The sequence below is a fragment of the Hymenobacter gummosus genome (assembly GCF_003970915.1).
GTDB lineage: Bacteria > Bacteroidota > Bacteroidia > Cytophagales > Hymenobacteraceae > Solirubrum > Solirubrum gummosum.
Map to the genome: position 1 here is coordinate 124662 of NZ_RXOF01000016.1, position 24197 is coordinate 148858.

General features: G+C 64.7%; 26 protein-coding genes. 20 read left to right on the forward strand and 6 right to left on the reverse strand.

The window, feature by feature from the left end:
* The first annotated feature begins 14 nt into the window (after positions 1 to 14).
* The 17 genes from EJV47_RS22545 (at position 15) to EJV47_RS22625 (ending at position 13062) form a co-directional block, all read left to right on the forward strand.
* Positions 15 to 515 (forward strand): nuclear transport factor 2 family protein, encoded by a 501-nt coding sequence (locus EJV47_RS22545; RefSeq protein WP_126695469.1) that lies wholly within the window; start codon positions 15 to 17, stop codon positions 513 to 515.
* Between the two features lie 129 nt (positions 516 to 644).
* Positions 645 to 1205, forward strand: a complete 561-nt coding sequence (locus tag EJV47_RS22550; RefSeq protein WP_126695470.1) for a cupin domain-containing protein — start codon at positions 645 to 647, stop codon at positions 1203 to 1205.
* Positions 1206 to 1256: 51 nt separating this feature from the next.
* Positions 1257 to 1679, forward strand: a complete 423-nt coding sequence (locus EJV47_RS22555) for a DUF4279 domain-containing protein (RefSeq protein ID WP_126695471.1) — start codon at positions 1257 to 1259, stop codon at positions 1677 to 1679.
* 123 nt (positions 1680 to 1802) lie between these two features.
* Complete coding sequence (locus EJV47_RS22560) at positions 1803 to 2138, forward strand: hypothetical protein (protein ID WP_126695472.1); 336 nt, start codon at positions 1803 to 1805, stop codon at positions 2136 to 2138.
* A gap of 113 nt (positions 2139 to 2251) precedes the next feature.
* On the forward strand, positions 2252 to 3097 hold the full coding sequence (locus EJV47_RS22565) for a toxin-antitoxin system YwqK family antitoxin (protein ID WP_126695473.1): 846 nt from the start codon (positions 2252 to 2254) through the stop codon (positions 3095 to 3097).
* Positions 3098 to 3162: 65 nt separating this feature from the next.
* A complete protein-coding gene (locus EJV47_RS22570) occupies positions 3163 to 5478 on the forward strand; it encodes a GH92 family glycosyl hydrolase (RefSeq protein WP_126695474.1) in 2316 nt (771 codons plus the stop codon).
* Positions 5479 to 5531: 53 nt separating this feature from the next.
* A complete protein-coding gene (locus EJV47_RS22575; protein ID WP_126695475.1) occupies positions 5532 to 5909 on the forward strand; it encodes an outer membrane protein assembly factor BamE domain-containing protein in 378 nt (125 codons plus the stop codon).
* Between the two features lie 246 nt (positions 5910 to 6155).
* Complete coding sequence (locus EJV47_RS22580; protein ID WP_126695476.1) at positions 6156 to 6503, forward strand: type II toxin-antitoxin system RelE/ParE family toxin; 348 nt, start codon at positions 6156 to 6158, stop codon at positions 6501 to 6503.
* Positions 6504 to 6576: 73 nt separating this feature from the next.
* A complete protein-coding gene (locus tag EJV47_RS22585; protein WP_126695477.1) occupies positions 6577 to 6924 on the forward strand; it encodes a helix-turn-helix domain-containing protein in 348 nt (115 codons plus the stop codon).
* 44 nt (positions 6925 to 6968) lie between these two features.
* On the forward strand, positions 6969 to 7499 hold the full coding sequence (locus tag EJV47_RS22590) for a hypothetical protein (RefSeq protein ID WP_165903889.1): 531 nt from the start codon (positions 6969 to 6971) through the stop codon (positions 7497 to 7499).
* A 43-nt stretch (positions 7500 to 7542) separates the two neighbouring features.
* On the forward strand, positions 7543 to 8238 hold the full coding sequence (locus tag EJV47_RS22595) for a helix-turn-helix transcriptional regulator (RefSeq protein ID WP_126695479.1): 696 nt from the start codon (positions 7543 to 7545) through the stop codon (positions 8236 to 8238).
* A 90-nt stretch (positions 8239 to 8328) separates the two neighbouring features.
* Positions 8329 to 8736, forward strand: coding sequence for a VOC family protein (locus EJV47_RS22600; protein WP_126695480.1), 408 nt, complete (start codon positions 8329 to 8331; stop codon positions 8734 to 8736).
* A 515-nt stretch (positions 8737 to 9251) separates the two neighbouring features.
* On the forward strand, positions 9252 to 9938 hold the full coding sequence (locus tag EJV47_RS22605; protein ID WP_126695481.1) for a GNAT family N-acetyltransferase: 687 nt from the start codon (positions 9252 to 9254) through the stop codon (positions 9936 to 9938).
* Between the two features lie 396 nt (positions 9939 to 10334).
* Positions 10335 to 11441, forward strand: a complete 1107-nt coding sequence (locus EJV47_RS22610) for a pectate lyase family protein (protein ID WP_126695482.1) — start codon at positions 10335 to 10337, stop codon at positions 11439 to 11441.
* A 411-nt stretch (positions 11442 to 11852) separates the two neighbouring features.
* Positions 11853 to 12149 carry a hypothetical protein gene (locus tag EJV47_RS22615; RefSeq protein ID WP_126695483.1) on the forward strand — a complete coding sequence of 99 codons (297 nt, stop codon included), beginning with the start codon at positions 11853 to 11855 and terminating at the stop codon, positions 12147 to 12149.
* A 45-nt stretch (positions 12150 to 12194) separates the two neighbouring features.
* Positions 12195 to 12401 (forward strand): hypothetical protein, encoded by a 207-nt coding sequence (locus EJV47_RS22620; protein WP_126695484.1) that lies wholly within the window; start codon positions 12195 to 12197, stop codon positions 12399 to 12401.
* 127 nt (positions 12402 to 12528) lie between these two features.
* The gene (locus EJV47_RS22625) at positions 12529 to 13062 is read left to right on the forward strand and encodes a hypothetical protein (protein WP_126695485.1); all 534 of its coding nucleotides are present in this window, start codon (positions 12529 to 12531) and stop codon (positions 13060 to 13062) included.
* Positions 13063 to 13123: 61 nt separating this feature from the next.
* Here EJV47_RS22625 and EJV47_RS22630 read toward each other — a convergent pair whose 3' ends face one another.
* Together EJV47_RS22630 and lpdA are read right to left on the reverse strand one after the other, a co-directional pair.
* On the reverse strand, positions 13124 to 13741 hold the full coding sequence (locus EJV47_RS22630) for a hypothetical protein (protein WP_126695486.1): 618 nt from the start codon (positions 13739 to 13741) through the stop codon (positions 13124 to 13126).
* 74 nt (positions 13742 to 13815) lie between these two features.
* Positions 13816 to 15210, reverse strand: coding sequence for a dihydrolipoyl dehydrogenase (gene lpdA / locus EJV47_RS22635; protein WP_126695487.1), 1395 nt, complete (start codon positions 15208 to 15210; stop codon positions 13816 to 13818).
* A 191-nt stretch (positions 15211 to 15401) separates the two neighbouring features.
* Here lpdA and EJV47_RS22640 point away from each other — a divergent pair, with 191 nt between their 5' ends.
* Positions 15402 to 16223, forward strand: a complete 822-nt coding sequence (locus tag EJV47_RS22640) for a tetratricopeptide repeat protein (RefSeq protein WP_126695488.1) — start codon at positions 15402 to 15404, stop codon at positions 16221 to 16223.
* Positions 16224 to 16361: 138 nt separating this feature from the next.
* Here EJV47_RS22640 and trxA read toward each other — a convergent pair whose 3' ends face one another.
* Both trxA and EJV47_RS22650 read right to left on the reverse strand, forming a co-directional pair.
* Positions 16362 to 16667: a thioredoxin gene (gene trxA, locus EJV47_RS22645; protein ID WP_126695489.1), complete on the reverse strand. Its 306-nt coding sequence runs from the start codon at positions 16665 to 16667 to the stop codon at positions 16362 to 16364.
* A gap of 126 nt (positions 16668 to 16793) precedes the next feature.
* On the reverse strand, positions 16794 to 17231 hold the full coding sequence (locus tag EJV47_RS22650; RefSeq protein ID WP_126695490.1) for a hypothetical protein: 438 nt from the start codon (positions 17229 to 17231) through the stop codon (positions 16794 to 16796).
* A gap of 281 nt (positions 17232 to 17512) precedes the next feature.
* Here EJV47_RS22650 and EJV47_RS22655 point away from each other — a divergent pair, with 281 nt between their 5' ends.
* Both EJV47_RS22655 and EJV47_RS22660 read left to right on the forward strand, forming a co-directional pair.
* Positions 17513 to 17830, forward strand: a complete 318-nt coding sequence (locus tag EJV47_RS22655) for an HNH endonuclease (RefSeq protein WP_207895969.1) — start codon at positions 17513 to 17515, stop codon at positions 17828 to 17830.
* 32 nt (positions 17831 to 17862) lie between these two features.
* The gene (locus tag EJV47_RS22660; protein ID WP_207895970.1) at positions 17863 to 18990 is read left to right on the forward strand and encodes a DUF6687 family protein; all 1128 of its coding nucleotides are present in this window, start codon (positions 17863 to 17865) and stop codon (positions 18988 to 18990) included.
* 12 nt (positions 18991 to 19002) lie between these two features.
* Here the strand turns inward: EJV47_RS22660 and EJV47_RS22665 are convergent, their stop codons facing one another.
* Together EJV47_RS22665 and EJV47_RS22670 are read right to left on the reverse strand one after the other, a co-directional pair.
* Positions 19003 to 22728, reverse strand: a complete 3726-nt coding sequence (locus EJV47_RS22665) for an AAA family ATPase (RefSeq protein ID WP_126695491.1) — start codon at positions 22726 to 22728, stop codon at positions 19003 to 19005.
* 134 nt (positions 22729 to 22862) lie between these two features.
* A complete protein-coding gene (locus EJV47_RS22670; RefSeq protein WP_126695492.1) occupies positions 22863 to 24125 on the reverse strand; it encodes an exonuclease SbcCD subunit D C-terminal domain-containing protein in 1263 nt (420 codons plus the stop codon).
* Between the last annotated feature and the right edge of the window lie 72 nt (positions 24126 to 24197).

A 24197-nucleotide genomic window follows, 5' to 3' on the forward strand; every position in this document is an offset into this window, starting at 1 on the left:
CCTGCTCTCCTGCTATGAACAACCTTTCTCATGCCCGGCCCGCCGCGTTGGGCCTGCTGCTCAGCGCCTGCGCCACTGCCCCGCCGGCCGCCTCACTAGCCCCGGCGCCGCCCCGGCCGCCCGTCGATGCGGCCCTGTACCGCACCATTGCCGGGCTCGACAGCGCCATGTTCGTGGCCTTCAACCAGCACGACGCGGCCCGGCTGCAGACCTTCTTTGCCGAGGATCTGGAGTTCTACCACGACAAGGGCGGGCTCAGCAACTTCGAGCAGACCATGCAGGGCTTCCGGCGCCTGTTCGAGCAGAACCGCACCACCGGCCTGCACCGCGTACTGGTGCCCGGCACGCTGGAAGTGTACCCCATCAAGGGCTACGGGGCCGTCGAAACCTACCAGCACCGCTTCTGCCACCGGGAAAACGGCCGGGACGACTGCGGCACTTTCCGGAACATGATGGTCTGGCGCCTGCAGAACGGGCAGTGGAAAATTACCCGCGTGGTGAGCTACGACCACTGAGCCGGGCGTCGGACGCAAAAGAATAGCGGCTAACTGCTATATTTTCAGTCGGCTAGCCGCAGCGACTCTGCACGAGTAGGCTGCAGCGGCCCGCCGGAAATTGCTCCTGCTACTTCTTGCCCCCGCGCTATGAAACGTCGCCGCTTCCTGCAGACTTCCCTGGCCGCGCTGCCGCTGGCCGCCCCCGCCGCCCTGGCCGCGCCGCCCGAGCGCAACGGTAAAGGCTTCAAGGCCGCGGCCGGCGAAGGGCGCTTTCACGGCCACATTCAGCTCAAAGGCGTCAATCAGAACGTGCTCGACGTGAAGGTATCGGGCAAGGATACGGGCGGCGACTTGGCCATCTTCGAGCAAACCAGCCTCTCGCCCGGCCGCGGCACCCCGCTGCACGTGCACCTGGGCCAGGACGAAATCTTCTACGTGCTCGACGGGGAGTACGCTTTTCAGGTCGGCGACGACAAATACCGCCTCAAGACCGGGGACTCCATCTTTCTGCCCCGCCACGTGCCCCACGCCTGGACGCAGGTGAGCCCCCGCGGCCGCATGACGGTGATTATGCAGCCCGCCGGCAAGCTGGAGGAGTTTTTCGTGGCCCTGGCCGCGCTGAAAGCCGAGCCCACGCAGCCGGAGCTAGCCCAGCTGTTTGCCGCCCACGAAATGAAGGTGGTGGGCCCGCCGCTGAAGGTGGACTAATTTGGCCCACCGGGCATACTCGCAACCGTTGCCCTTATCCGCCGCGCCTGCATGCCCGCCGCCCATTCCTACGTCTACTTTGCGCTGCAAGGCCACGATTTTGACCCCGCCGAAGTCACCCGCCGCCTGGGCACCGAGCCCACCGCGGCCTGGCGCCGGGGCGACAAACTCCGCTACAACCCCAGCGCGAAATATGCCTGCTGGCAGTGGCAGACGCGCCCGGCGGCCCTGCTGCTGGACGAGTTGGTGACGCAAGTAGTCGCCCGCTTCGAGGACCACGCGCCAGCCATCGTCGGCCTTAAGCAGCAGTTTGGCCTCGACTCGGTGCTGGAAATCGTGCTGTACGTCGACGTCAACGACGAAGCCCCGGCGCCGGCTCTGGGCCACGATTTGCGCACCATCAGCTTCCTCTACCGCACCCAAACGACCACCGACGTGGACATCTACCGCTACGATTCGCGGGAAGAGGAATAGTGGCCTTGCTGCTCGGGCTACCAGGAAACGTGAAAGCTAATAGGACCAATGAAGCAGTTTGCGGTAAAGCGGGATGATGATTCGCTCGGTAAACTGATTGCCGCCGCGCAGCTACAGCCACTGATGAGTAACGCAAAGTGGGTAAAGCTCATTGGGGCGCTGGTCGACAGCTGGCCGCTGGTGCCGCAGTGCCTGGTGAAGCTCATGTGGGAAGACGCCAGCGTGGAGCGGTACCTGCTTATCGACGAGCAGGACAGCTACAACTTCAATTACTACGCCTCCGCCATGGAATCGATGGTTTCAGGCCGGCCCAGCCTCGGCGGCTGGTGCGCCTACAAGGAAATCGAGTGGCTGGAGTTTCCGCGGTTTGTCGGCGCTGAAATGCAGGATTTGGAGGCTGTGCGGCGGGTTGTTGAGGCGGTTGGGCAGTTTCGAGTGGTGCTGGGGGCCGATTCGTAGCGGCTGGTTGCTTACTTGCGGCCGTAGCACCCTCCGCTACCGGGGTGGCTGGGCATAGCTGGCTTCACAGCTCTTGGTAGCGAAGACGATATTTGACCTAAAGCCTGATAAATATGAAATATTGGATTATTGTATTTGCTTCCTTACTTCTGACAATACAGGATGCTGTTAGTCAATCAGCAAGTACAAGCAGTTACAAGAATCTTGCGACCAAAAAATTCTTCTCCGGAAGTTCCTCAAAGAAGCCCGATGGGATAGGATTCAGCTATTTCATTGATGGGAAGCGCGTCGATAAAATAACTTACGATAGTTTCCAATCTAGCCGGCGGAATATAGACAACTGCTGTCCTTGTATTCTACAGATGTATAATTCGGACGGTAGACTGGTGAACGAAGGTGTGCGTTGCACCGATGCTCCTGTGGGGTGGTGGAAAACATATCATCCTAACGGAAAGCTGAAAGAGAGCGGGCAGTACAAGGAAAACGACAGCGGCAACTGGGATAATCTTTGTGAGCGGGGTTACTGCAGCGTCAAAGTAGGACGGTGGACGTACTTTGACGAGCAGGGAAATCAGCTTTATGTTGAAGATTGGAAAGATGGAGCTTTCGTCAAGCAGCTTCCCGAACAGCCCAGAATGGAAATATGGGGAGTTGATTTTTTGTTGCGTGGCCAAAACGCGGAGAAGCAGCCTGTGACGCTTGGTGATATTTCGCAGATAAATATTCTGCCGAAATATAAAAATAAAGCGAGGGCCGAGCTTACAATAAAAATTCGTATTGAGGCAATAGGGTACCCAAAGTTTCTTGCAGAATGTAAGCTTGATGAATTTAAGAATATTGATGCGCAAAAGCTGTTCCTGGCCTCCGGAATAGCGATTGATAAAAATCCTCAGTTTATTCTGGAGGTGTTTAGCGGGAAACAGAATATTAATAGAGCTTACCTGCGCATCGCCAAGTAGCTGCTTTTAGCGGCCATCCGGCATTACCTTGCCAGCTTCAACGCCACCCGCCACGCCCGAAGCTGATGCTCCGCTTACCTGTCCTCGCCGCGCTGCTCCTTGCCGCCGCCCCAACTTTCGCCCAAAAGAAGCAGCCGCAACCAAAACCCGCCGAAAACCTCACCCAGTACGCCAAGCCCATCGTGGGCACGGCCAAGATGGGGCACACGTTTCCGGGCGCCACGGTGCCCTTCGGCATGGTGCAGCTCTCGCCCGATACCGATACGCTCAGCTACGAGCAGGACGGCAAGTACAACCCCGACGTGTACAAGTACTGCGCCGGCTACCAGTACCAGGACCCCACCATCGTCGGCTTCAGCCACACCCACTTCAGCGGCACCGGCCACTCCGACCTCGGCGACTTCCTCCTGATGCCCACCGCCGGCCCGCTGCAGCTCAATCCCGGCACCGCCCAGCAGCCCGAGCGCGGCTACCGCTCCCGCTTCCTCCACGCCACCGAAGTGGCCGAGCCCGGCTACTACCGGGTGCAGCTCGAAGACCACGGCATCCTGGCCGAGCTGACGGCCACCAACCGCGTCGGGATGCACCAGTACACCTTCCCGCAGGCCACCGACCAGGCCCACCTCATCCTGGATTTGATGCACGGCATCTATAACTACCCGGACAAGAACGTGTGGACCTTCGTGCGGGTGGAAAACGACACGCTCGTCACCGGCTACCGCCAGACCAACGGCTGGGCCCGCACCCGCACGGTGTACTTCGCCCTGAGCTTCTCGCGGCCCTTCACCGACTACGGCAGCCGCAACTACGCCAAGAAGCAGGCCTACCGCGGCTTCTGGGGCAAGTTCGACCAGACCAAGAACTTTCCCGATCTAGCCGGCGAGCAGCTGCGGATGTACTTCAACTTCAAGACCACGGCAGTGGGGGAGAAGGTCAAAGTCAAATTCGCCCTCTCGCCCGTGAGCACCGCCGGCGCCCTGCAGAACCTGCGCAGCGAAGCCCCCGGTTGGGATTTTGACAAAGTGAAGGCCCAGGCCCGGCAGCTCTGGCAGCAGGAGCTAAGCAAGGTGGTTATCGAGTCGCCGAAGCGCGAGGACAAGGAGAACTTCTACACCGCCATGTACCACGCCTTCCTGAGCCCGACAACCTACATGGACGCCGACGGCCAGTACCGCGGCCTCGACCAGAACAACCACCGCGCCGAGGGCTTCACCAACTACACCACCTTCTCGCTCTGGGACACCTACCGCGCCCTGCACCCGCTCTTCAACGTGCTGCAGCCCCGGCGCAACGCCGACATGGTGCGCTCCATGCTGGCCCACTTCGAGCAGAGCGCCGAGCACATGCTGCCCATCTGGAGCCACTACGCCAACGAAAACTGGTGCATGATCGGCTACCACTCGGTGCCCGTGGTGGCCGACGCCGTGCTGAAAGGCAATGCGCCTTTTGATGCCAACAAAGCCCTCGACGCCTGCGTGACCACCGCCCGCACCGCCCGCTACGACGGCATCGGTTACTACCTGCAGCTGGGCTACGTGCCCGAGGACAAAAGCGGCTCCTCCGTTTCCAAAACCCTCGAATACGCCTACGACGACTGGTGCATCGCCCAGATGGCCCAGAAGCTCGGCCGTCAGGACATCTACCAGGAATTCAGCAAGCGGGCCCAAAACTGGCAGAACGTGTACGACCCGCGCATCGGCTTCATGCACCCGCGCCTAGCCGACGGCTCTTTCCGCCCGAATTTCGACGTGCTGAGCACCCACAACCAGGGCTTCATCGAGGGCAACGCCTGGAACTACAGCCTCTACGTGCCCCAGGACCCCACGGCGCTCATCGCCAAAATGGGCGGCAACCGCCGCTTCACCGAGCACCTCGACTCGCTGTTCACCATGCACCTGCCCGATAAGTTCTTCGCCGAAACCGAGGACATTACCCGCGAGGGCATCATCGGCAACTACGTGCACGGCAACGAGCCCGCCCACCACGCCGCCTACCTCTACAACTGGACCGACCAGCCCTGGAAGACGCAGGCCCGCGTGCGCATGATCCTGCCCAAGATGTACCGCCCCACCCCCGACGGCCTCGGTGGCAACGACGACTGCGGGCAGATGTCGGCTTGGTACATCTTCTCCGCCCTGGGCTTCTACCCGGTAGCGCCCGGCTCCCCGGAGTACGCCCTGGGCAGCCCCGCCGTGCACAGTGCCACGCTGAACCTGGAAAACGGCAAAACCTTCCGCATCACGGTGCGCAACCAGAGCGACAAAAACGTCTACGTGAAGGAAGCCCGCCTTAACGGCCAGAAACTTACCCGGCCCTTCCTCGCCCACGAGGCAATTATGACCGGCGGGGAGCTGGTGTTTACGATGGCAGCGCGGCCGTGAGGTTTATATAGCAATATTGGATTGAGGATACGCGTTGTGCCTCATAAAAAAATATGAAGAAGCTTGCGTTGCTCGTGGCGTCAATAGCGTCTGTTTATCTAGTTGCTAAATATGATGTAATAAGGCTTGATGGAATAAGCGGCGAAATATGGAATTTGTTTTTGGGTGAAAATACACAGTATGCTCCTGATTACTCTCATTCTGATTTTGCTAAAATAAGTATTGGGATGAGCCAGCAACAAGTAGAGCAAATTCATGGTAAGCCGTTGGTGGTATGGAAACCATACGAGTATACAAAGTATGACAGTAAAAAGCATTTCGTTGGCTACGAATACAGTCAGAGCCCAACTTCAACACACTACAGGCTACGGCAAGTGTATTTTGATGGAAATAAAGTCGCTGAGGTAATAAGTTATTTTTATGTCGACTAGTAGGCCGTGTCGGCTCCAAATGGCCCGACTAGCGCGAGTTTAGCGCAGCGTAACCCGTGCCCAGCCCTGACGTGGAGTCACAGCCTCCACTGCCGCTCCAGCGGCAAGCCGGCAACGCGACGTGCGGACACTGGCTATGACTCCGGCTGTCAGAAAATACCAGCGACACAGCACTGCGTAAGCAAGTGTCGCTGTATGGAAACTTTTGCCGTATGTTTGAAGTAGACTAACCGTTACCACGTTGCTATGTCGCCGCTACGCAAACCCGTGAAGGCCGTGCTGACCCCGGAGGCCCGGGATTTTCTGAAAGCGGTGGACAAAGCGGTGCGGCAGGAGTTCGGGGTGAGTATCCGGCGGCTGCAGGAAGGCGAAACGGCCTACAACTTCAAAAAGCTCACAGGAACCGACGGTATCTACGAATTCAGCGTCAACGCGCCGAACCATACCTACCGGCTGTTTGCGTTCTGGGATGCCAGGGGCGAGGTGGAAACGCTCATCGTGTGTACCCACGGGCTGGACAAGAAAACGCAGAAAACCCCGCCGCAGGAAATCAAAAAAGCCGAGCAGATGAAGAAAGCTCACTTTGGTAAATAGACGACCGTCAGCAACGCAGTGCCGGCCTTATGGCCTTTAATCAAACTGAGTGGAATAGAAACGTTGTGCCACGATGAAAACGAAAGCAGAAACCCCCGAAAAAACTCCTTCCTACGAAGAGTCGCCGCTCCAGCTGGTTGCCTTCAACGACTTGGAAGATGAACTGTTTGGCGCACCCGGTACCCCCGACCGCCAGGAGTACGAAGCTCGCATTGAGCTGGAAATGCTGCCCAAAGCCATCCGGGAATACCGGCAGCGCCACCACCTCACCCAGGATGAGCTGGGTGCCCGCCTGGGCGTGCAGAAGTCGCAGATCAGCAAGCTGGAACGCAACCCCTCCAACGTCACGCTGGCCACCCTGCGCCGCGTGTTTGAAGCCCTGAATATCAGCGTGCAGATTGTGCTGAAGCCGGCCGTGTAGCAGCTACGCACCCATTTACAAGCCGCGCCAGCTGACGCAGTGTAATGAATGCCGTGACCCAAGCCGAAATCCTCCACCGCTGCCAGTGGGACGACCTGGACTTTGCCACCCTCACCGTCGATTCGGCCCTGCTGGGCCAGCCGGTGACGGTGCGCTTCCTGCCCGCCTTCGATTCCGGCCGCGTCATCACCGCGCAGATGGTAGCCGTGCTCAACGATTTCATGGCCCAGACCCCGGCCGAGCTGCCCCGCGTCAAGCAGCTGCTGTGGGACGACTGCCAGGCTGATTTCGACAACATCGACTACGGCGTGCAGCCCGGGAAGGGTGAAACCCACCAGCAGGTCAACCAGCGCGAATTCGGTATCTACTCGGCCGAGGATGCCTACGCCAAGAGCAACCTCAAGCACTTTTCCATCCCCGAGGAGGAGCCGGGGCTGCGCCACCGCTACGGCGCCCTCGACTTCGAGCCCGAATGGGCCGGCCACGGCTGCAGCCTCATCATGCAGGATGGCCGCCTCATTGCCGCGTACTCCAATGACTGGTATTTCAGCCAGTACGAAAGCGCGGAGGAGTAAGCCAGGGCCCTCCCGAAACCCCGGCCCGCCGCTACCTTGCGCTATGAACCGCATTGAGCGCCTGTTTGGCCTGACCACCCTGCTGCAGGCCAAAAAATACGTCCCGGCCGAGGAGTTGGCCGCGCAGTTTGGCATCAGTGTGCGCACGGTGTACCGCGACATCAAGGCCCTGGGCGAGCAGGGCATTCCGGTAAGCTTCGAGCCGAACAAGGGCTATTTTCTGGTGCAGGGCTACTTCCTGCCGCCGATAGCCTTCACCCCGGCCGAGGCCAACGCCCTGGTGCTGCTGGAAGCCCTGGCCGCCACCCTCACCGACGCCAGCATTCAGGCCCACGTTGGCACCGCCCTCAGCAAGGTGAAGGCCGTGCTGCGGGAGCCCGACCGCACCCGGCTCCAGCAGTTTACCAGCAGCATCCAGCTGCACCTGCCCGAGTATTTCCGGGGCCCCGCCGACTACCTGGCCACCCTGCAAACGGCCCTGGCCGAGCGCTGCGCGGTGGAGCTGGAGTACTGCGACAAAGCCGGCCAGCCGAGCCAGCGCTACGTCGAGCCCATCGGTTTGGCCTTCTACAACTTCGCCTGGCACCTCATCGGCTGGTGCCAGCTGCGCCAGGCCTACCGCGACTTCAAAGTGGCCCGCATCCGGCGGCTGACGGCCACCACGCGCCCATTCAGCCGGGCCGAGCACCAGTTGCTCACCGAGTACATAGCCGAGTTGCACCTGCCGCCGACGGGGTAAACTTTTTTTCGGGGGCCGGAAACCGACTGCCATAAGGCTGTCAGTGGGCGGGTGGTGCTTTGCCGCATCATTCACTTTTTTTCAGGCCCCATGAAGTTTGTTTCTGCCCGCATCATCACCGCCGACCTCCCGCGCCTGGTGCAGTTCTACGAGCACGTCACTGGCCTCGCGGTGACGCGCTACACCGAGGATTTCGTGGAGCTGCTGACGCCCACCGCCACCCTGGGCATCGGCACGCCGCGCACCCTGGCCCTGTCGGGCGGCGACGCGGTAGCCCAGCCCGCTGCCAACCGCTCGGTGTTCCTGGAGTTCCGCGTGGCCGACGTGGATGCCGACTACCAGCGCCTGGCTGCCAACCTCGACGCCGCCGCCGTGGTGCAGGCCCCCACCACCATGCCCTGGGGCAACCGCTCCCTGCTGCTGCGCGACCCGGACGGCAACCTGGTCAACCTATTCGCGCCCGTCACCCCGGAGGCCCGGCGCCGCTACGACGAGTAAGCCCTGGCCAACGGGCCAGTCTAAGCGACTTATCCTAGGCAGCTTCTAGCACGCCATGCTGAGCATGCCGAAGCACCTCTACTTCATTCGTTGAGTGTACTATCTGACGAAGCGGTAGAGATGCTTCGACAAGCTCAGCATGACGTGCTTTTTTGTGACAGACGATTTTCCGGGTAAGCTAAGCCCGTAGCAGCCTCCGCCAAACGCGTGTCAAGCTTCGCCAACCCTATCACAGGCGCTGCCAACTCCATAACAGGCTCCGCCAAGCGCGTCACAAGCCCGGCCAAGTGCCAGACAGGCTCCGCCAAACGTCTAACAGGTTCAGTCAAGCCCGTCACAAGGTCTGCCAAGCGTGTCACGAGCCCGGCCAAACCCATAACAGGCCCGACCGAACGCGTTACAGGTTGATGAGGCACGTCGCCGGATATGGGTAGGAGGGAGGCTAAACCCACGCCAGGCGGCGCGGTTATTCGACGGCGAAACCCCGCGCATTGGCGTACTTCGGCCCCGCTGACATGGAACACCCCCTCGACAACCCCATCTGGAACGCCCTGCTGACCGGCAACGCCCCCCTGGCCATCGGCGACGAGCTGGCCCGCGTGCTACCCCGCGACGTGGGCGCCTTCGCAGGCCTGGCCGAATACTCGCCCCGGGCCTTTGCCCGCCTGCACGAGCTGACGCCGGCCAATGGCCCCGTCATCCTGTTCACCGCCGGGCCCGTCGAGCTGCCCGCCGGCTGGCAGCCGCGACTGCACCGGGAGCTGCTGCAGCTGGTGTACCCGCAGCCCGCGGCCCCCGCCGTCGACACCAGCCAGCTGGTGGCCCTGCACGAGCAGCACGTGCCCGCCATGCGCGCCCTCACGGCCCTGACCAACCCCGGCCCGTTTCTGCCCCGCACCATCGCCTTCGGCAATTACTACGGCATCTTCCACGAGGGGCAGCTGATGGCCATGGCCGGGCAGCGGCTGCAGCCCGCGCCCTACGTCGAAATCAGCGCGGTGTGCACCCACCCCGCGCACCTCGGCCGCGGCTACGCGGCCCAGTTGCTGCGCCACCAGCTCGGCCTGATTCAGCGCGCCGGCCGCACGCCCTTCCTGCACGTGTACGAGGACAACCTGCCGGCCTACCCTTTGTATCTGAAGCTCGGCTTTGAGCTCCGCCAGCGCCTGCACGTGTACGTGCTCGAAAAGCAGCCGCAGTAGCTGTGCCGCCGGGGACGCGATGCCGACACCGATGTACATTTCCAGCAACAACCTCGCAACCCCAGGCTGGGTCCGCTGCCCCTGGCCTGGGATTTTGATTAATAAATAGGTACTTATTTGCGCTGCTTGTTGCAAATTTTTGTGCAATGTAATCATTCCACTGACAACGTTGCCGGCATCGATTGCGCAGATTTATCCTGGGGGCACGCATTGGATGTTGGATGGTGCCGCTTCCTTTGATATAAAATTACCAAGGCGCTAGCACGCCTCCCTTACGCCTCGGCGGCCCGCGCCACCGGGCCCGCTGCCCGGCAAGCTCGCTTGCCAACTTCGCCCCGCTCTTACCCGCCTGCCACGGTCGTGGCAGCGGCTTACCACAACCAATTCCCACCACAAATGAACGTATCCGCCATCCTGGCCGGCACTCTGCTGGCCGGCACCACCCTGCTCGTCGGTTGCGACCAGAGCAGCCCGGCTCCCGCCTCCGCCGCCCCGCTCACCACTCCCGCCGCCGCGGCCGATGCTACCTGCGGCGCCCAGGGCTGGGCCGCGCAGAGCGGCGGCACCCTCGGCGGCGGCACGGCCACGCCCACCGTCGTAACCACCTACGCCCAGCTGAAAACGGCCCTGACCACCGCTACGGTGAAGGTGGTGCAAGTCAACGGCACGATTACCATTCCCTCGGGCGGGCGCATCAGCTTCCAGGACCAGTCGGGCAAGACCTTGTTCGGCTCGGCCGGGGCCCGGCTTGTGTCGGCCGATCAGACGGCCAGCGGCTCGGGCATCATCTACATGAAGCGCTGCAGCAACGTGCTCATCCGCAACCTCATCTTCGAGGGACCCGGGGCCTACGACGTGGACGGGCAGGACAACATGACGGTGGATGCCTGCACCCGGGTGTGGATTGACCACTGCGAGTTCCGCGACGGTGTCGACGGCAACCTGGACTTCAAGAACACCACCGACCTGGTGACCGTGTCGTGGACCAAGTTTGCTTACCTGAAAGCCCCGCGCCCCGACGGCCCCGGCGGCTCCGACGACCACCGCTTCAGCAACCTCATCGGCTCGGGCGACGACGCCACCGCCGACCGGGGTAAGCTCAACATCACCTTCGCCCGCTGCTGGTGGGCCCCGGGCTGCGTGGCCCGCATGCCCCGGGTGCGCTTCGGCAAGGTGCACGTGGTCAACAGCCTGTTCAACAGCACCAGTGCCACCTCCGGCGTGCAGGCCGGCTTCGAGGCCAACCTGCTGGTGCAGAACAACGTGTTTGAGGGCCTGCGCCGCCCCATCGATTTGATGGCCAGCAACTCTACGGCCGTGCAGGTGACGGGCAACTTGTTTACCAACGTGTCGGGCAATGCCGCCGGCAACGGCCGCACGGCCTTCACGCCGCCCTACACCTTGTCGGTGCTGGGTGCCAGCAGCGTGAAGGCCGCCGTGACGGCCAGCAACGGCGCCGGGGCTACCATTGGCGGCAACACCTGCACTAACAGCGGCATCTGAGTGCGCCGGGCGTAGCCATCTGCAGCGTCAACAGGGCCATTCCCGCCGGAATGGCCCTGTTTTGTTAGGGTGTAAATAGTGGCACGAAAAGCCATTGGCCAACAGGCAGCAGGCCACCATGGGGCAGGGCAACGAGGCTTCCTGCCGGGGTAGAAAGTTGGCTTTCGGCCGTCGTGCCGAGTTCCGGTCAAGGAAGTAGCTACCTGGTACTGGTACTAGCGGACCAACAACCAGCGCTGGTAAGCGGGCCGGCGCCACCGGTGCCCCAGCCCCGGCCGCCGCGCCACCTACGTCCGGGCTGGCGGAGTCGCCCGAACCCGGGCTGCTGCCTCAGCCATGACCGGGCTTTTTGCCGTATTAAAGAATAAGGCGCCACACGTGGGTGGCGCCTGCCTTAGCCGCGCCCACACCATGGAACCCAAGCCCACACCCACCCCCCAGCAGCCCAACCCGGCCGACAACCCCGCGCCCACCAAGGGCGCGCCCGACAGCCAGAGCGCCGACCAGGCCGCCCTGACCAACGCGCCCCGCCCCGACGCTCCGCCGGCCCCGGCCGCCGCGCCTGAGGCCGATACCGAAACGGCCGAAAACCAGGCCGCCGAGGATGCCACCCCCGCCGCCGACCCCTCGGCGGCCGACGTTCAGCCCGATACCCAGGGCGATGTGGACCCCGGCGCCAGCAATATCGGCGACGTGCAGCCGCTGTAGCGCTGCGACTTGTTCCGTTTCCCGCCACCGTTCAACCCTACCGCAATGAGCTACTTCCCGAAATCCACCGATAAAACCCCCAAGCAGCACTCCGACGGCCGCCCGGACGCCCCGAAGCCGCCCCGCCGGGCTCCCAACGACTTTCTTGACTACAACCACGGCCCCGACTCGTATCAGACCGATGCCCCCGCCCGGCGCCCCAGCCGCAGTTGGAGCGGCCCAGACACCCCCCGCGACCGGGGCCGGCCCTAAAGGCCCCCCTGGTTCCGTAAGAGCCACCAAAGCAAACAGCCCGGCAGCACCACGCTGCCGGGCTGTTTGCTTCTTGGTACCCGAGAAGGCTACTTTCGCTTGCTATATCTGTTTCTACCCCGTTTGCATGGGAAGCAGCTTTATCCACCTCCCCGACAATACCGGCTTCTGGGCGCGGGATGGGTTTGTCGAAGCCATGCAGCTGTGCCTCATCGATGCCATCGAAGCCCAGCCCCCGGCGGCGGCCGAGCCCTGGCTGCTGGCCTACAAGCAACGCCTGGCCCTGCAGGCGCTACCGCTGATTTACGGTGGCATGTCGCTTGAGCTGGCGGAGCACCTGACCACGCCGGCGCGCCGGGCCCTCATCTGCCGCCTGAGTGAGCAGATTATCCGGCGCATCCGGCACGAGCCGGACTACCTGACCGGGCCCACGCTGCACCGCTTCCGCCGCCGGGCCATGCAACTGCTGTGGGAAACGGGCGAGCTGGTGTTCGAAAGCCAAGAGGACTTCCAACGGGTAGTAGACGACAGCGGCTGGCAGCACGCGGCCATTCAGGACGTCCGGCCGAACTACCTGCACGGCTTCGTGCTGCTGAACCGGCTGCTGAAAGGCCGCCTGCACGCCCGCGTCAACTCGCCCATCGACTACTGGCCCTGGTAAAAGCACAGCGCCCCGCCGGAACGTGGTTCTAGCGGGGCGTTTGGCTTCTATTCAAGCGGCGCTACGGCACCTGCAGCGGGTTCAGCATCTGCCGGGCCACCGGCTGCCACCGTTTCACCTGGTCTTCGGTGCAGTTGAAGGTGGCAATAGCAGCGCGCCCGTTCACGTCGGTTACGAACATCAGGTTATACACCTTCGTGTCGGTAGCCTGCGTCAGCACTTCCAGGTAGGCCACTTTCCGGCCGTTGATGGTTTTGACGCCGTGCCCGTAATCCTTGGCCGTCGGGAAGCCGCGCCGGATGGACGTGAGCAGCTGTTCGGCCAGGGCGGGCGTGATTTGCGCCTGAGTCAGGGCCACGGGCTTCTGCTGAAAGGCCAGGTTCACGGAAATAGCGGCGTCGGAATACACTTCCTGCGGCCGGTCGTCGCGGGGATATTTGACTTCCAGCGCGGCGCGGTCGAGAGGCTGAAAATCGACCGGCAGCAGGAGGCGCGCCCGGCCGCCGAGCACCTTACGCACCGCCAGCTTGCCGGGCAGCACGAGGCCCGGGTTGGGGCCGTCCAGCACCTGCTGCAGGTGCAGCGTATCGGGCGGCGTGACCGTTGCGGGTTGCTGGGCCAGCGCGGGCCGGGTCAGCAGCAGGCCGCCGGCGCCAAGAAGAGTTATCAGACGAATCATGCGGGGTGAGGCAGAAAAAACGGCTTTGCCGGGAAGCCCAGCAAAGCCGTTTGTGCAATCAGTAAACTGACGGCCTACAGGTGAATTACCTCACCGTAAGCGGCGGCGGCGGCTTCCATCACCGCCTCCGACATGGTGGGGTGGGGGTGAATAGCCTTGATGATTTCGTGGCCGGTGGTTTCGAGCTTGCGCGCCACCACGGCTTCGGCAATCATGTCCGTCACGCCGGCGCCAATCATGTGGGCGCCCAGCCACTCGCCGTACTTCTTGTCGAAGATGACTTTCACGAAGCCGTCCTTGGCGCCCGAGGCCGAAGCCTTGCCGGAGGCCGAGAAGGGGAATTTGCCGACCAGCACGTCGTAGCCCTGCTTTTTGGCTTCTTCTTCGGTCAGGCCCACCGAGGCAATTTCCGGGGTGCAGTAGGTGCAGCCGGGGATGTTGCCGTAGTTGATGGGCTCGGGGTGGTGGCCCGCAATGGCCTCCACGCAGGTAATGCCTTCGGCCGAAGCCACGTGCGCCAGTGCCGGGCCGGGCACGATGTCGCCGATGGCGTAGATGCCGGGCACGTTGGTGCGGTAGAACTCGTCGACCTTCACGCGGCCTTTCTCTACCGTGATGCCCAGCTCCTCGATGCCGATGTTTTCCAGGTTCGGCTGAATGCCCACCGCGCTCAGCACGATGTCGGCTTCCAGCTGCTGCTCACCCTTGGCGGTTTTGATGCTCACCTTGCAGCCCTGGCCGGCGGTGTCCACTTTGGTCACCTCGGCCGAGGTCAGGATGTCGATGCCGGCTTTCTTGAACGAGCGTTCCAGCTGCTTCGACACTTCCTCGTCCTCCACCGGCACGATGCGCGGCAGGTACTCCACGATGGTCACTTTGGTGCCCATGGTGGCGTAGAAGTAGGCAAACTCCACGCCGATGGCGCCGGAGCCCACCACCACCATCGACTTGGGCTGCTGGGGCAGCACCATGGCCTCGCGGTAGCCGATGATTTTCTTGCCGTCGATGGGCAGGTTGGGCAGCTGCCGGGCGCGGGCGCCGGTGGCCAGGATGATGTGCTTGGCCTCCACGGTTTCCTTGCCGCCGTCGGCCTTGGTCACCTCAATCGAGCCGGGCTTGGTCACCTTGGCGGTGCCCATGATGGCGTCAATCTTGTTTTTCTTGAAGAGGAAGTTGATGCCCTTGCTCATGCCGTCGGCTACGCCGCGGCTGCGCTTTACCACGGCCCCGAAGTCGTAGCCCACGTTGTCGGCCGAGAGGCCGTAGTCCTGCGGGTGCTTCAGGTAGTCGAATACCTGGGCCGACTTGAGCAGGGCCTTGGTGGGGATGCAGCCCCAGTTGAGGCAGATGCCGCCGAGCGACTCACGCTCTACCACGCCGACTTTGAAACCCAGCTGGGAGGCGCGGATGGCCGCTACGTAGCCGCCAGGGCCCGAGCCAATCACGACTACGTCGTATTGCAATGCCATAGTAAACTGTTCTGAGAGGGGAAAAATGAGCAAATGGGGGCCGGAACCGCAGGGGGCCGGGCCGGCAAAGATAGCCGCCCCGGCCATACCGCCCCAATTGGCGTTACCTAAGTCGCCGACAGCCGTATACAACCCCGAATCCGCCATTGGGTTTTGCCGCATTTCCTGTCTTTTTCCTTTCCCGACTCGCCATGAGCCACTTCATACCCCGTATTCCGGCCGCCGCTGCCGGCCTCTTGTTCGTGCTGCTGACCGCCCAGTGCTCGGCCACCCGCGAAAACGAAACGCCCAGCATGGCCGGCCGCGCCCGCGCCGCGGAAACCTCCGCCGCTAGCTCGTCTAACTCCGGCGCCGCCCCGGCTACCGCCAGCACCGCCCCGGCCACGCCCGCCACCGATGCTGCCGTAGCCCCCGCCGACGCGGCCAACCCGCCGGGCACCGCCCCGACCGTAACGCCCGCGCCGGCCCCTGCCGCGGCCGCCGCCGCGGCCACCGTCAAGCGCAGCAACGCCGAGTACAAGGCCGATATCAAAGCCGCCGACGCGGCCCTGAAAGCCAAGCCCCGCGACGCCGATGCCTACCTGGCCCGCGGCCGGGCCCAGGCCGGGCTGAAAAACTACCGCGAGGCCATGACCGACTTTAACATGGCCCTGCGCCTGAAGCCTACCAACCCCGACGCGCTTTACAACCGCGGCCTGACCCGGGTGAAAACCCGCGAGTACAACGCCGCCATCAGCGACTTCACCAAGGTGCTGCGCTACCGTCCCACCGACAAGGAGTCGTTTTTCGGCCGCGGCCTGGCCAAAATGTCGCTCGACAACTTCAAGGGCGCCATTCCGGACTTCAACAAGGCCATCGAGCTGGACCCCAGCTACGCCGACGCCTACGAGTACCGCGGCATCAGCTACTCCAGCATCAACAAGCCCGAAGAAGCCCGCGCCGACCTGGAAAAAGCCGCCCAGCTCAATCCCGAAGCCAACCAAAGCCTGAAACGCTACGCCAAGGGCAAATAACCGACGGTCGTCGGGGCATACAGCCGAGCAGTAAAAAAGCAACGGCCGCCGTTCCGAGCGTGGAACGGCGGCCGTTGCGCGTAAAAAAGCCTGGCTTGTAACTGCCGCCAGCTGGCTAAGCTCAGGCGGGCAACGGGCTTACAAGTAGCCGGCCAGCACCTGGTTGAGCTGGGGCTCGGGCACCACGCCCGACTGCCGCCACACGGGCTGGCCCTGGTGAAACAGAATCAGCGTGGGAATGCCCTGCACCCGGAACTGCTGGGCGGCGGCCGGGTTGCGGTCCACGTCCACTTTGATGACTTTGAGCTTGCCCTGGTGCTGGGCGGCTACTTGCTGCAGAATGGGCGCCATGGCTTTGCAGGGGCCGCACCAGTCGGCGTAAAAATCAACCAGGACGGGCATGCCGGGGCTGCTGATAAGCTCGGCGAAGGACTTTTTGGCCATAATCGTGGAAGGCGGCTTGGTGATACCCGGCTATACGAGGCCGCGGCCGGAAGGGGTGAAAAACCACGACGGCGCCCGGCTGCACGAGGAGCCGGGCGCCGTCGGTAAACGGCCGCAGAAGCGGGGCTAGCGGCGCTTGTCGACCACCGTCACGTCGTTGGACACGGTGGGCATGACGAAGCGGCCGCCGGCCACTCGTTTGCCGCCCACCTCGCACTGCCAGGTATAGTTGCCGGGCTGGCTGTTGGCGGCAATGCCGGTTTCGGTTTTGAAATATTCGTTTTCGGTGGCCGGGCTCGGAAACAGCACGTCGATGCCGTTCTGGCCTTTCTCGACTTCCCGCACGAGCGTATACTCCTTGCCAGTCGTCTGGTTGGTGACGATAAACTTCGCCGTGTAGGCGCCGAGCTGCCCGAATTTATCGGACACGCCGATTTTCACGTAGGGGTCCGTCGACACAAGCCAGGTTTGGGCTTCGGCCCGGGGTGCGCTCAGCAGGAGCCCCACCAGCAGCCCGGCCAGGCAGCTGAAGCGTTTCCACAAAGCGGTAGTAGAAGTGTTCATAGAGCGGAAGAGTAGGAGAGTGAATGTGAGGCGAAGTGAAGGGTGAGGAGCAGGCCGCAGGCCGGTGGAAGTGGGTCGGCGCCCCGATGCCAGGCAAATGCAATAAAAGCCTGCACCAGTGAAAAAGGTTGAAACGCTGGCGGTGCTGCAACACCGCACGCTATCAAATATATAAATCTGGTAAGCATAGTGGAATATTAGCGGGCGTTTTTTTTTGCTCTGCAAGCCCCTCCGGGCCGCCGGCTGCATCCTCCGCTGGCGCGGCGGCGTACAGCCCTACCGTGTCCCGCCGCCCGAAATCTGGTCCGCCCGCCCCGGCCCCGCCGCCCGAAACGCGCTGCCAGCTGTGCGAGCGGCTGGTGCAGCAGACCTCGCGCCACCACCTGGTGCCGCGCGAGGAGGGCGGCCGCTACGGCCCCACCGTGGAGCTGTGCCAGCCCTGCCACAGCTCGGTGCACCTGCTGCTGACCAACCGCCAGCTCGCCCGCCACTACCACACCGTGCAGGAGTTGCAGCAGGCCGAAGAGCTGCAGAAATACCTGCACTGGATCCGGCGCAGCCGGGTGGAGCGCATCAGCAACCGGCGCCGGCGCCGCTGATTCTGCCGCGGCGGCCGTTTCTTTGCCGCCGTATGGCCCCGCTCCAGTTCCTGCCCTTCGCCGAAGCCCGCCGCCGCCCCGGCGCCACGGTGGTGGTCGACAGCATCCTGCCCCGCGCCGCCCTCACGCTGGCCCACTGGCGCGGCGCGCCCACGCCCGCCACCTACCAGGACGATACCAGCGCCGGCTCGGCCCTGCGCGCCGTGGCCCAGCCGCCCGCCGCGCTGACGGCCGCCCGCTACGTGACGGCCAACCACTTCGACGTCGACGGTTTTGTAGGCGTGTGGGCCCTGCTGAACCCGGAGCTGGCCCGGCGGCACGCCGAGCTGCTGCGCCTGGTGGCCGTGCTCGGCGACTTCCGCGAAATCGACTGGCACGATGCGCGGGCCGACCACGCCCTGCAGCTGGTGTGCTGGCTGAACGCCGAGGAAAAAGCCCGTTTCTACGAGCCGTTCGGGGCTCCGGCCCGGCGCCGGCGCGAAGACGAAGCCTCGGCCGAGAAGTTCGACTGGTTTTTGCCCCGCTTCGCCGCCATCGTGGAAAATCCCGCCCTCGGCCGCGCCGCCTGGCTTCCCGAATACGAGCGGGTGCGCGCCGCCGTGGCCGCGCTGCACAGCCCCGCCACCCAGCTGCGCCGCTACCCCGATATCGGCCTGACGGTGGTGCGCACGCCCGAGCCGCTGCCGTACTACGCCCTGTTTGGCCCCACGGCCGGCACCGACATGGTGCTAAGTCTCTACGACGGCCACCGCTACGAATTCGAGTACAAGTACACCACCTGGGTTGACCTCGAAAGCCGCCCCACGCGCCCGCGCCTGCCCCTCGACGCCTTGGTGGCGCAGCTGAACGCGCAGGAAACCAGCGGTTACCACTGGGCCGCCGACGGCGTCACCGACACCGGCCCGCTGCTGCGCCTGCAGGGCCGCCGGCTCAGCAAAGCCCAGCGCTACGCCGACCCCGACCAGCGCCCCATCTACGCTTCCAGCCTCGGCGCCGAAGAAATGGAAGAGCTGGTAGTCCGCTTCTTTCGGCAGCACTACGCCGGCCTCGAACCCCGCCGCTACTGGAGCTGGGACGAGGTGCGGGCGGCTGGCGCAGCGGTGTCGGGCGCCTTGGCCGCACCGGGTAACGGCGGCGGAATTGTCACTTCAGAGGCGTAGGGTCACTGGGGTTTACGGCGCTTCCGGGGCGGCGCAGCTGGTTTCCTGGCCCATCACGTCCACGATGTGCACGGTGCTGTTGCCGCCGGCCCCGGGCCGCACCCGGATCTGGGTGCCGATGCGCTCTTTCAGATCGGTGACGTGCGAGATGACGCCAATCATCTTGCCCGAATGCTGCAGCCGCTCCAGCGCATCGAGGGCGGTGTTGAGCGAATCGGGGTCGAGCGTACCGAAGCCTTCGTCGATAAACAAGGACTCGATGCGGGCTTTGTGGCCGGCCAGCTCGCTCAAACCCAGGGCCAAGGCCAAGCTGACGAGGAAACTCTCGCCGCCCGACAGGGAAGCCATGGGGCGCACGGTGTCGGCCTGGTCGTGGTCGATAATCTGCAGTTCCAGGTTGCGGTTGGGCGTTTTGAGAATGGTGTAGCGGCCGGTGAGCTGGCGCAGGCGCAGGTTGGCCAGGCGGGCCAGGTGGCTGAGCGTGAGGCCCTGGGCAAACTGGCTGAACTTGTCACCCCGCGCCGAGCCGATTTGCTCGCTCAGATCCTGCCAGCGCTGCTCTTCCCGGCGGCGCAGCTGCAGCTCCCGCTGCCCTTCGGCCTGCTGCTGCCGGGCCGCGTCGTCCTGCGCCAGCTGGTTGCTGACGGCGCCGAGGCGCTGCTGCAGAATATCGTCGGCGGCGGCCAGCTCGTGCAAGCGCGCCGACAACTCGGTGGTGTTCAGGGCAGTGAGGAAGGCTTCGGCGTGGTGTTGCTGCTCGGCGGTGAGGTCGGTCAGCCGGCGGGCTGCCGACTGCTGGGCCGTGCGGTGCTCCTGGCGGCGCTGCTCCAGGCGGGCGGCCTCGGCGGCGGGCAGCAGCAGGCGGCGGGCTTCGTCAGCGCTGCCCAGGCCGGCTTTGGTAAGGGCCGCGGCCAGCTCGGCCTGCCGGGCGGCGTGGGTGGCCTGGTCGGCGGTAAGCTGGGTTTTCAGCTCCTGCTGGCTGTTTTGCTTGACGGCCAACTCCTGCTGCTGGCGGGCCAGCTGCTGCTGGGCGGCGGTGAGGGCGGCGGCCAGCTGCTGGGTGCCGCGGCGGAGCTGCTCGGCCTCGGCGCTGGGGTCCTGGCCGGCGTAGCGGGCCTGGCGGGCGGCGCGCTGCTGGTCCAGGGCCAGCTGCTCGGCGTCCAGGGCGGCGGCGGCGGCGGCCAGCTGCTGCTGCCGCCGGCCCAGCTCCTCCGCCTGCGACTTGTGCTGGCTACTGCGCTCCAGCAGCTTCGCGCCCAGCTCCTTGAGCTTGCTCACCTGCGCTTCGTACTGCAGGGCGCGGTCCTGCAGCGTGGCCAGCACGCCATCGAACACCAGGTTGGCGGGCAGCGGCAGCTGGTGCGGTTGCAGGTACTCGCGGATGGTCTGCTGGAAGATGGCGGCCTGCTCGCGCCAGTGCGCCAGTTCCGTCGCCAGGGTGCGCAGGTCGGCTTCGAAACCGGCTTGGCGGTCCAGCAGGCGCGGAATTTCCTGCTGGGCGGCCGCGGCGGCGTCCTTGGCCTGCTGAAACTTCTCGCGCAGCTCTTCCAGCTGAATGCTGAGGACTTTGATGCGGTTGCGGCGCGTCTGGGCCGCCGTCAGCTGCTCCGCTGCTTCAGCCATGAGCGTCTGCAGGGCTTCGGGCTCGGTGGGCCGGGCCGGGGTGGGCTGCAGCGCGAGGCTGAGGGTAGCGGCTTGCTGGCGGGCGGTTTCAGCGGCGGCCAAAGCTTCCTGCAGCTGCTGCTGGCGCTGGCGCTGCTCGGTCTGGCGGCGGGCCAGCTCGGTAGCCGCCTGTCGCAGCTCCTGCTCCAGCTGGGCCACGGCCTGTTTCTGCTCGGCTTCGCGGCGCTCCTGCTCGGTGGTTTCGGCTTGGAAATCGGCCCCGAACGGGTGCTCCACGGCCCCGCACAGCGGGCAGGGCTGGCCGGCGTGCAGGTGCTGGCGGTGGGCGTTGAGGTCGGCCAGGACTTGCTGGGCGCGCAGCTCCCGCTGGTAGCTTTCCAGCAGCCGCTGCCCGTCGGCCTGCCGCACTTCCAGGTGCTGGTAGGCCGTTTCGGCCATAGCCAGGGCCGGCGCTTCCCGTTCGATGGCGGCCCCCAGAGTGTCGGCGCTGGCCTGGTGCTTCTGCAGGTCGCGCGCCACGGGCAGCAGCTGCTGCAGGCCCTGCAGGTAGGCGTTGAGGCCGTCGATGTGTTCATCCAAAGCGGCCACGGTGGTGCCCTGCAGCAGGGCGTCGTGCTCGGTGCGGCTGGGCTGGCCTTCCTGCCGGATGGCCTCGCGGCGGGTCAGGGCCTCTTGTTCCAGGGTTTGCTGGCGGTGCAGGTCAGCGGCCGTGGCCTGCTGGTTTTTCAGCAGCTCCTGGCGCCGGGCCTCGCGGGCGGCTATTTCCTGCTGGGCGGCCTGCAAGTCGATGATTTCCCGGCTCAGCTCGTTGAGCTGGCTTTTCAAATCCGCCTCGGCGCTGTGGGCAATCAGCCACTGGTTCAGGGCGGCGTCCTCGGTTTGCAAGCGGGTAATTTCCTCGGCCTGGCGGGCCAAATCGGCCTGCGTCTGCTGCACGGCCTGCTGCTCCTGGGCGTGGGCGGCGCGCTTTTTCACCAGCTGCTGGTGCTCCACGGCAATGGCTGCGTCCTGCCGGCCTACTTCCTCCAGCAGCGGCAGGCGCTGACTTTCCTCGGTCTGGGCGGCGGCGTGCTGCTCGTGGGCGGTCTGCTGGGCGGCGGCGGCCGTGGCGCTGGCCTGGTGCAGCAGCGGCAGCTCCCGCTCCAGGTCCTGCAGCTTCCGCTCATCGGCGCGCACGGCCTGCTCGGCTACTTCGGCCAGGGCCAGGGGCGTGGCCACGGCGGCAGCGCGCTGGTGGTCGAGCAGGCGGGCAAACTCGGGCTGCAGCTGGGCATCGAGCAGGCGCAGGCGCTCCGCCTCGCGGGCCGCGGCGTCGAGCTGGCGGTCCAGCTGGTCGAGGATGGTGCGCCAGGTAAGGCACAGCGTGAGGTCTTCCTGCTCCTGGTAGTGCAGCTCGGTTTGCCCGTGCAGCGTGTCCAGCTCGCCTTCCAGCGCGGCGCGCTCCTCTTCCGTCAGCAGCTTGGTGGCGTCGAGCTTGGCCTGCAGCAGCTTGGTTTTTAGCTCTTCTTCCTTGGCCTTTTCGAAGGCCGCTACCGACAGCCGGGAGTAGATGCCCACGTTGGTCATCTTTTCGAGCAGGGCGCTGCGCTCCTTCTCGGGGGCGTGCAGAAAGCGGGCAAACTTTCCCTGACTCAGCAGGATGGCCTGCTCGAACTGCCCGAAATCCAGCCCCGACAGCTCACCTACCTTGGCCGGCACCGCCTCCTTGCCGCTGATAACGGCCTCGTTCGACGGGCTCATGACCAGCGACATAGCGTCCTGATTCAGTCCGCCCTTGTCCTCGCCGCGGGTTTTGCGGCGCACTTCCCAGCGCGAGCGGTAGCGCACCCGCTGGACCTCGCCCGAGTCGGCGTCGGTGGCGTACACCTCAAACTCCACCTCCGAAAAGGCGTAGGGCGCGTGGCGGCTTACCATTTCGCCCACCTGCCGGTCGTGGCGGGGCACGCGGCCGTACAGCCCCACCGAAATGGCGTCGAGCAGGGTGCTTTTGCCGGCGCCGGTGGGGCCGGTAATGGCAAACAGGCCCGTATCGGCCAGCGGCGTCGTGTCGAACCGGATGAGGTAGGGGCCGGGCAGCGAGTTGAGGTTGGCGAAACGGACGCTGATGATTTTCATAGGAGTAGCGCGGGCTTCAGCCCGCGTCCGCCCGAACGATTATATCAGGACGGCTGGAATGCGAATGAGGAAAGTTACTATCTGACGGACGCGGGCTAACCCAAAGGAAGACGAAGCCAAGGCGACGCTACATGCTATTCCCCGGTGCCGCCCCAGGCGGCCGGGTCGGCTTCGGCCAGCAGCTGGCGCAGCTCCCCGAAGGTGGCGGTGAGGGCTGCGGCGCGCTCGGGCGGCAGCCCGGCCACGCGGCGGGCAAACACCTCCTCCACCGACAGATCGCTCAGCATCTGCTGCGGGGCTACGGTGGCGGCCAAATCGGGGGCTTCGGTGGCGCGCTGGTGGCGCACCCCGCGCGGAGCCAGCACCTGGGCTTTCTGGTGCTGCAGGGCGACCTGTACGCGGCGCTGCACCTCGGCCGGGGCTTCGTCGGAGTGCACCAGCACGTCGGCCCAGGCCACCAGCTGAAAGGCTGCGTTGTCGTAGGCCAGGATGTCGGCCTCCACTTCCTGCAGCGTGCCGTGGAAGCGCTGTAGCCGCCGCGCCACCGGTACGGGCAGGGCCGTGATGCTGGGCGCGGCGCCGGCCCCGGAAAACTCCAGTAGTAGCACCTGCTGCCGGTCGTCGGCCTCCGTAAACGACAGCGGCACCGGGGAGCCGGAATAGCGGATGTGCGGCTGGCCCCCCACCACCTGCGGGCGGTGCAAATGGCCGAGCGCCACGTAATCGAAGGCGGCAGGGAAATGCTCGGCCCCCACCAGCCCCAGCCCGCCAATGTGTACGTCCCGCTCGGCGCCCTCGCGGGCCTCGCCGCCGGCGGCATAGAGGTGGCCGGTGGCCAGCACGGGCACGTCCTGCTCGCGGGGGCGCTGCACGGTTTCGTGCGCGGCCAGGGCCGCGTAGTGGGCCGCAATACTGTCGCGCACGCGCTGCTGCCGCTCTTCGGGCGTCTCGCCAGGCAGGGCCAGTCGGATGTCCCGGTCGCGCAGGAAGGGCACGGCGCACACCACTAGGCCGGGGCGGCCGTCGGCGCGGTCCAGTGTGAGCACCTGTTCGGCGGACTCGGCCGGCACGTTGCCCACCACGTGAATGCGCAGCTGCCGCAGCAGCTGCCGCGAGGCGTTCAGCAGGGTGGGGGAGTCGTGGTTGCCGCCCACCACCACAATGTGGCGGCAGCCGCTGCCCTGCATCTGCACCAGGAAGTTGTAGTATAGCTCCTGGGCCGCGTGCGAGGGCGAGGTGGTATCGAACACGTCGCCGGCCAGCACCAGCGCATCCACGCCTTGTGCCCGCACCGTGGTCAGCAGCCAGTCCAGAAACAGCCGCTGTTCCGTCAGGCGTTCCTGCCCGGTGAGGAAGTGCTGGCCCAGGTGCCAGTCGGCGGTGTGAAGGACTCTCATGGCGAATATTGGTGGCGATGCAACTTCAAAAATAAGGCATCTGCCGCCGAATTTCTGCGCACTTTGGCCGCG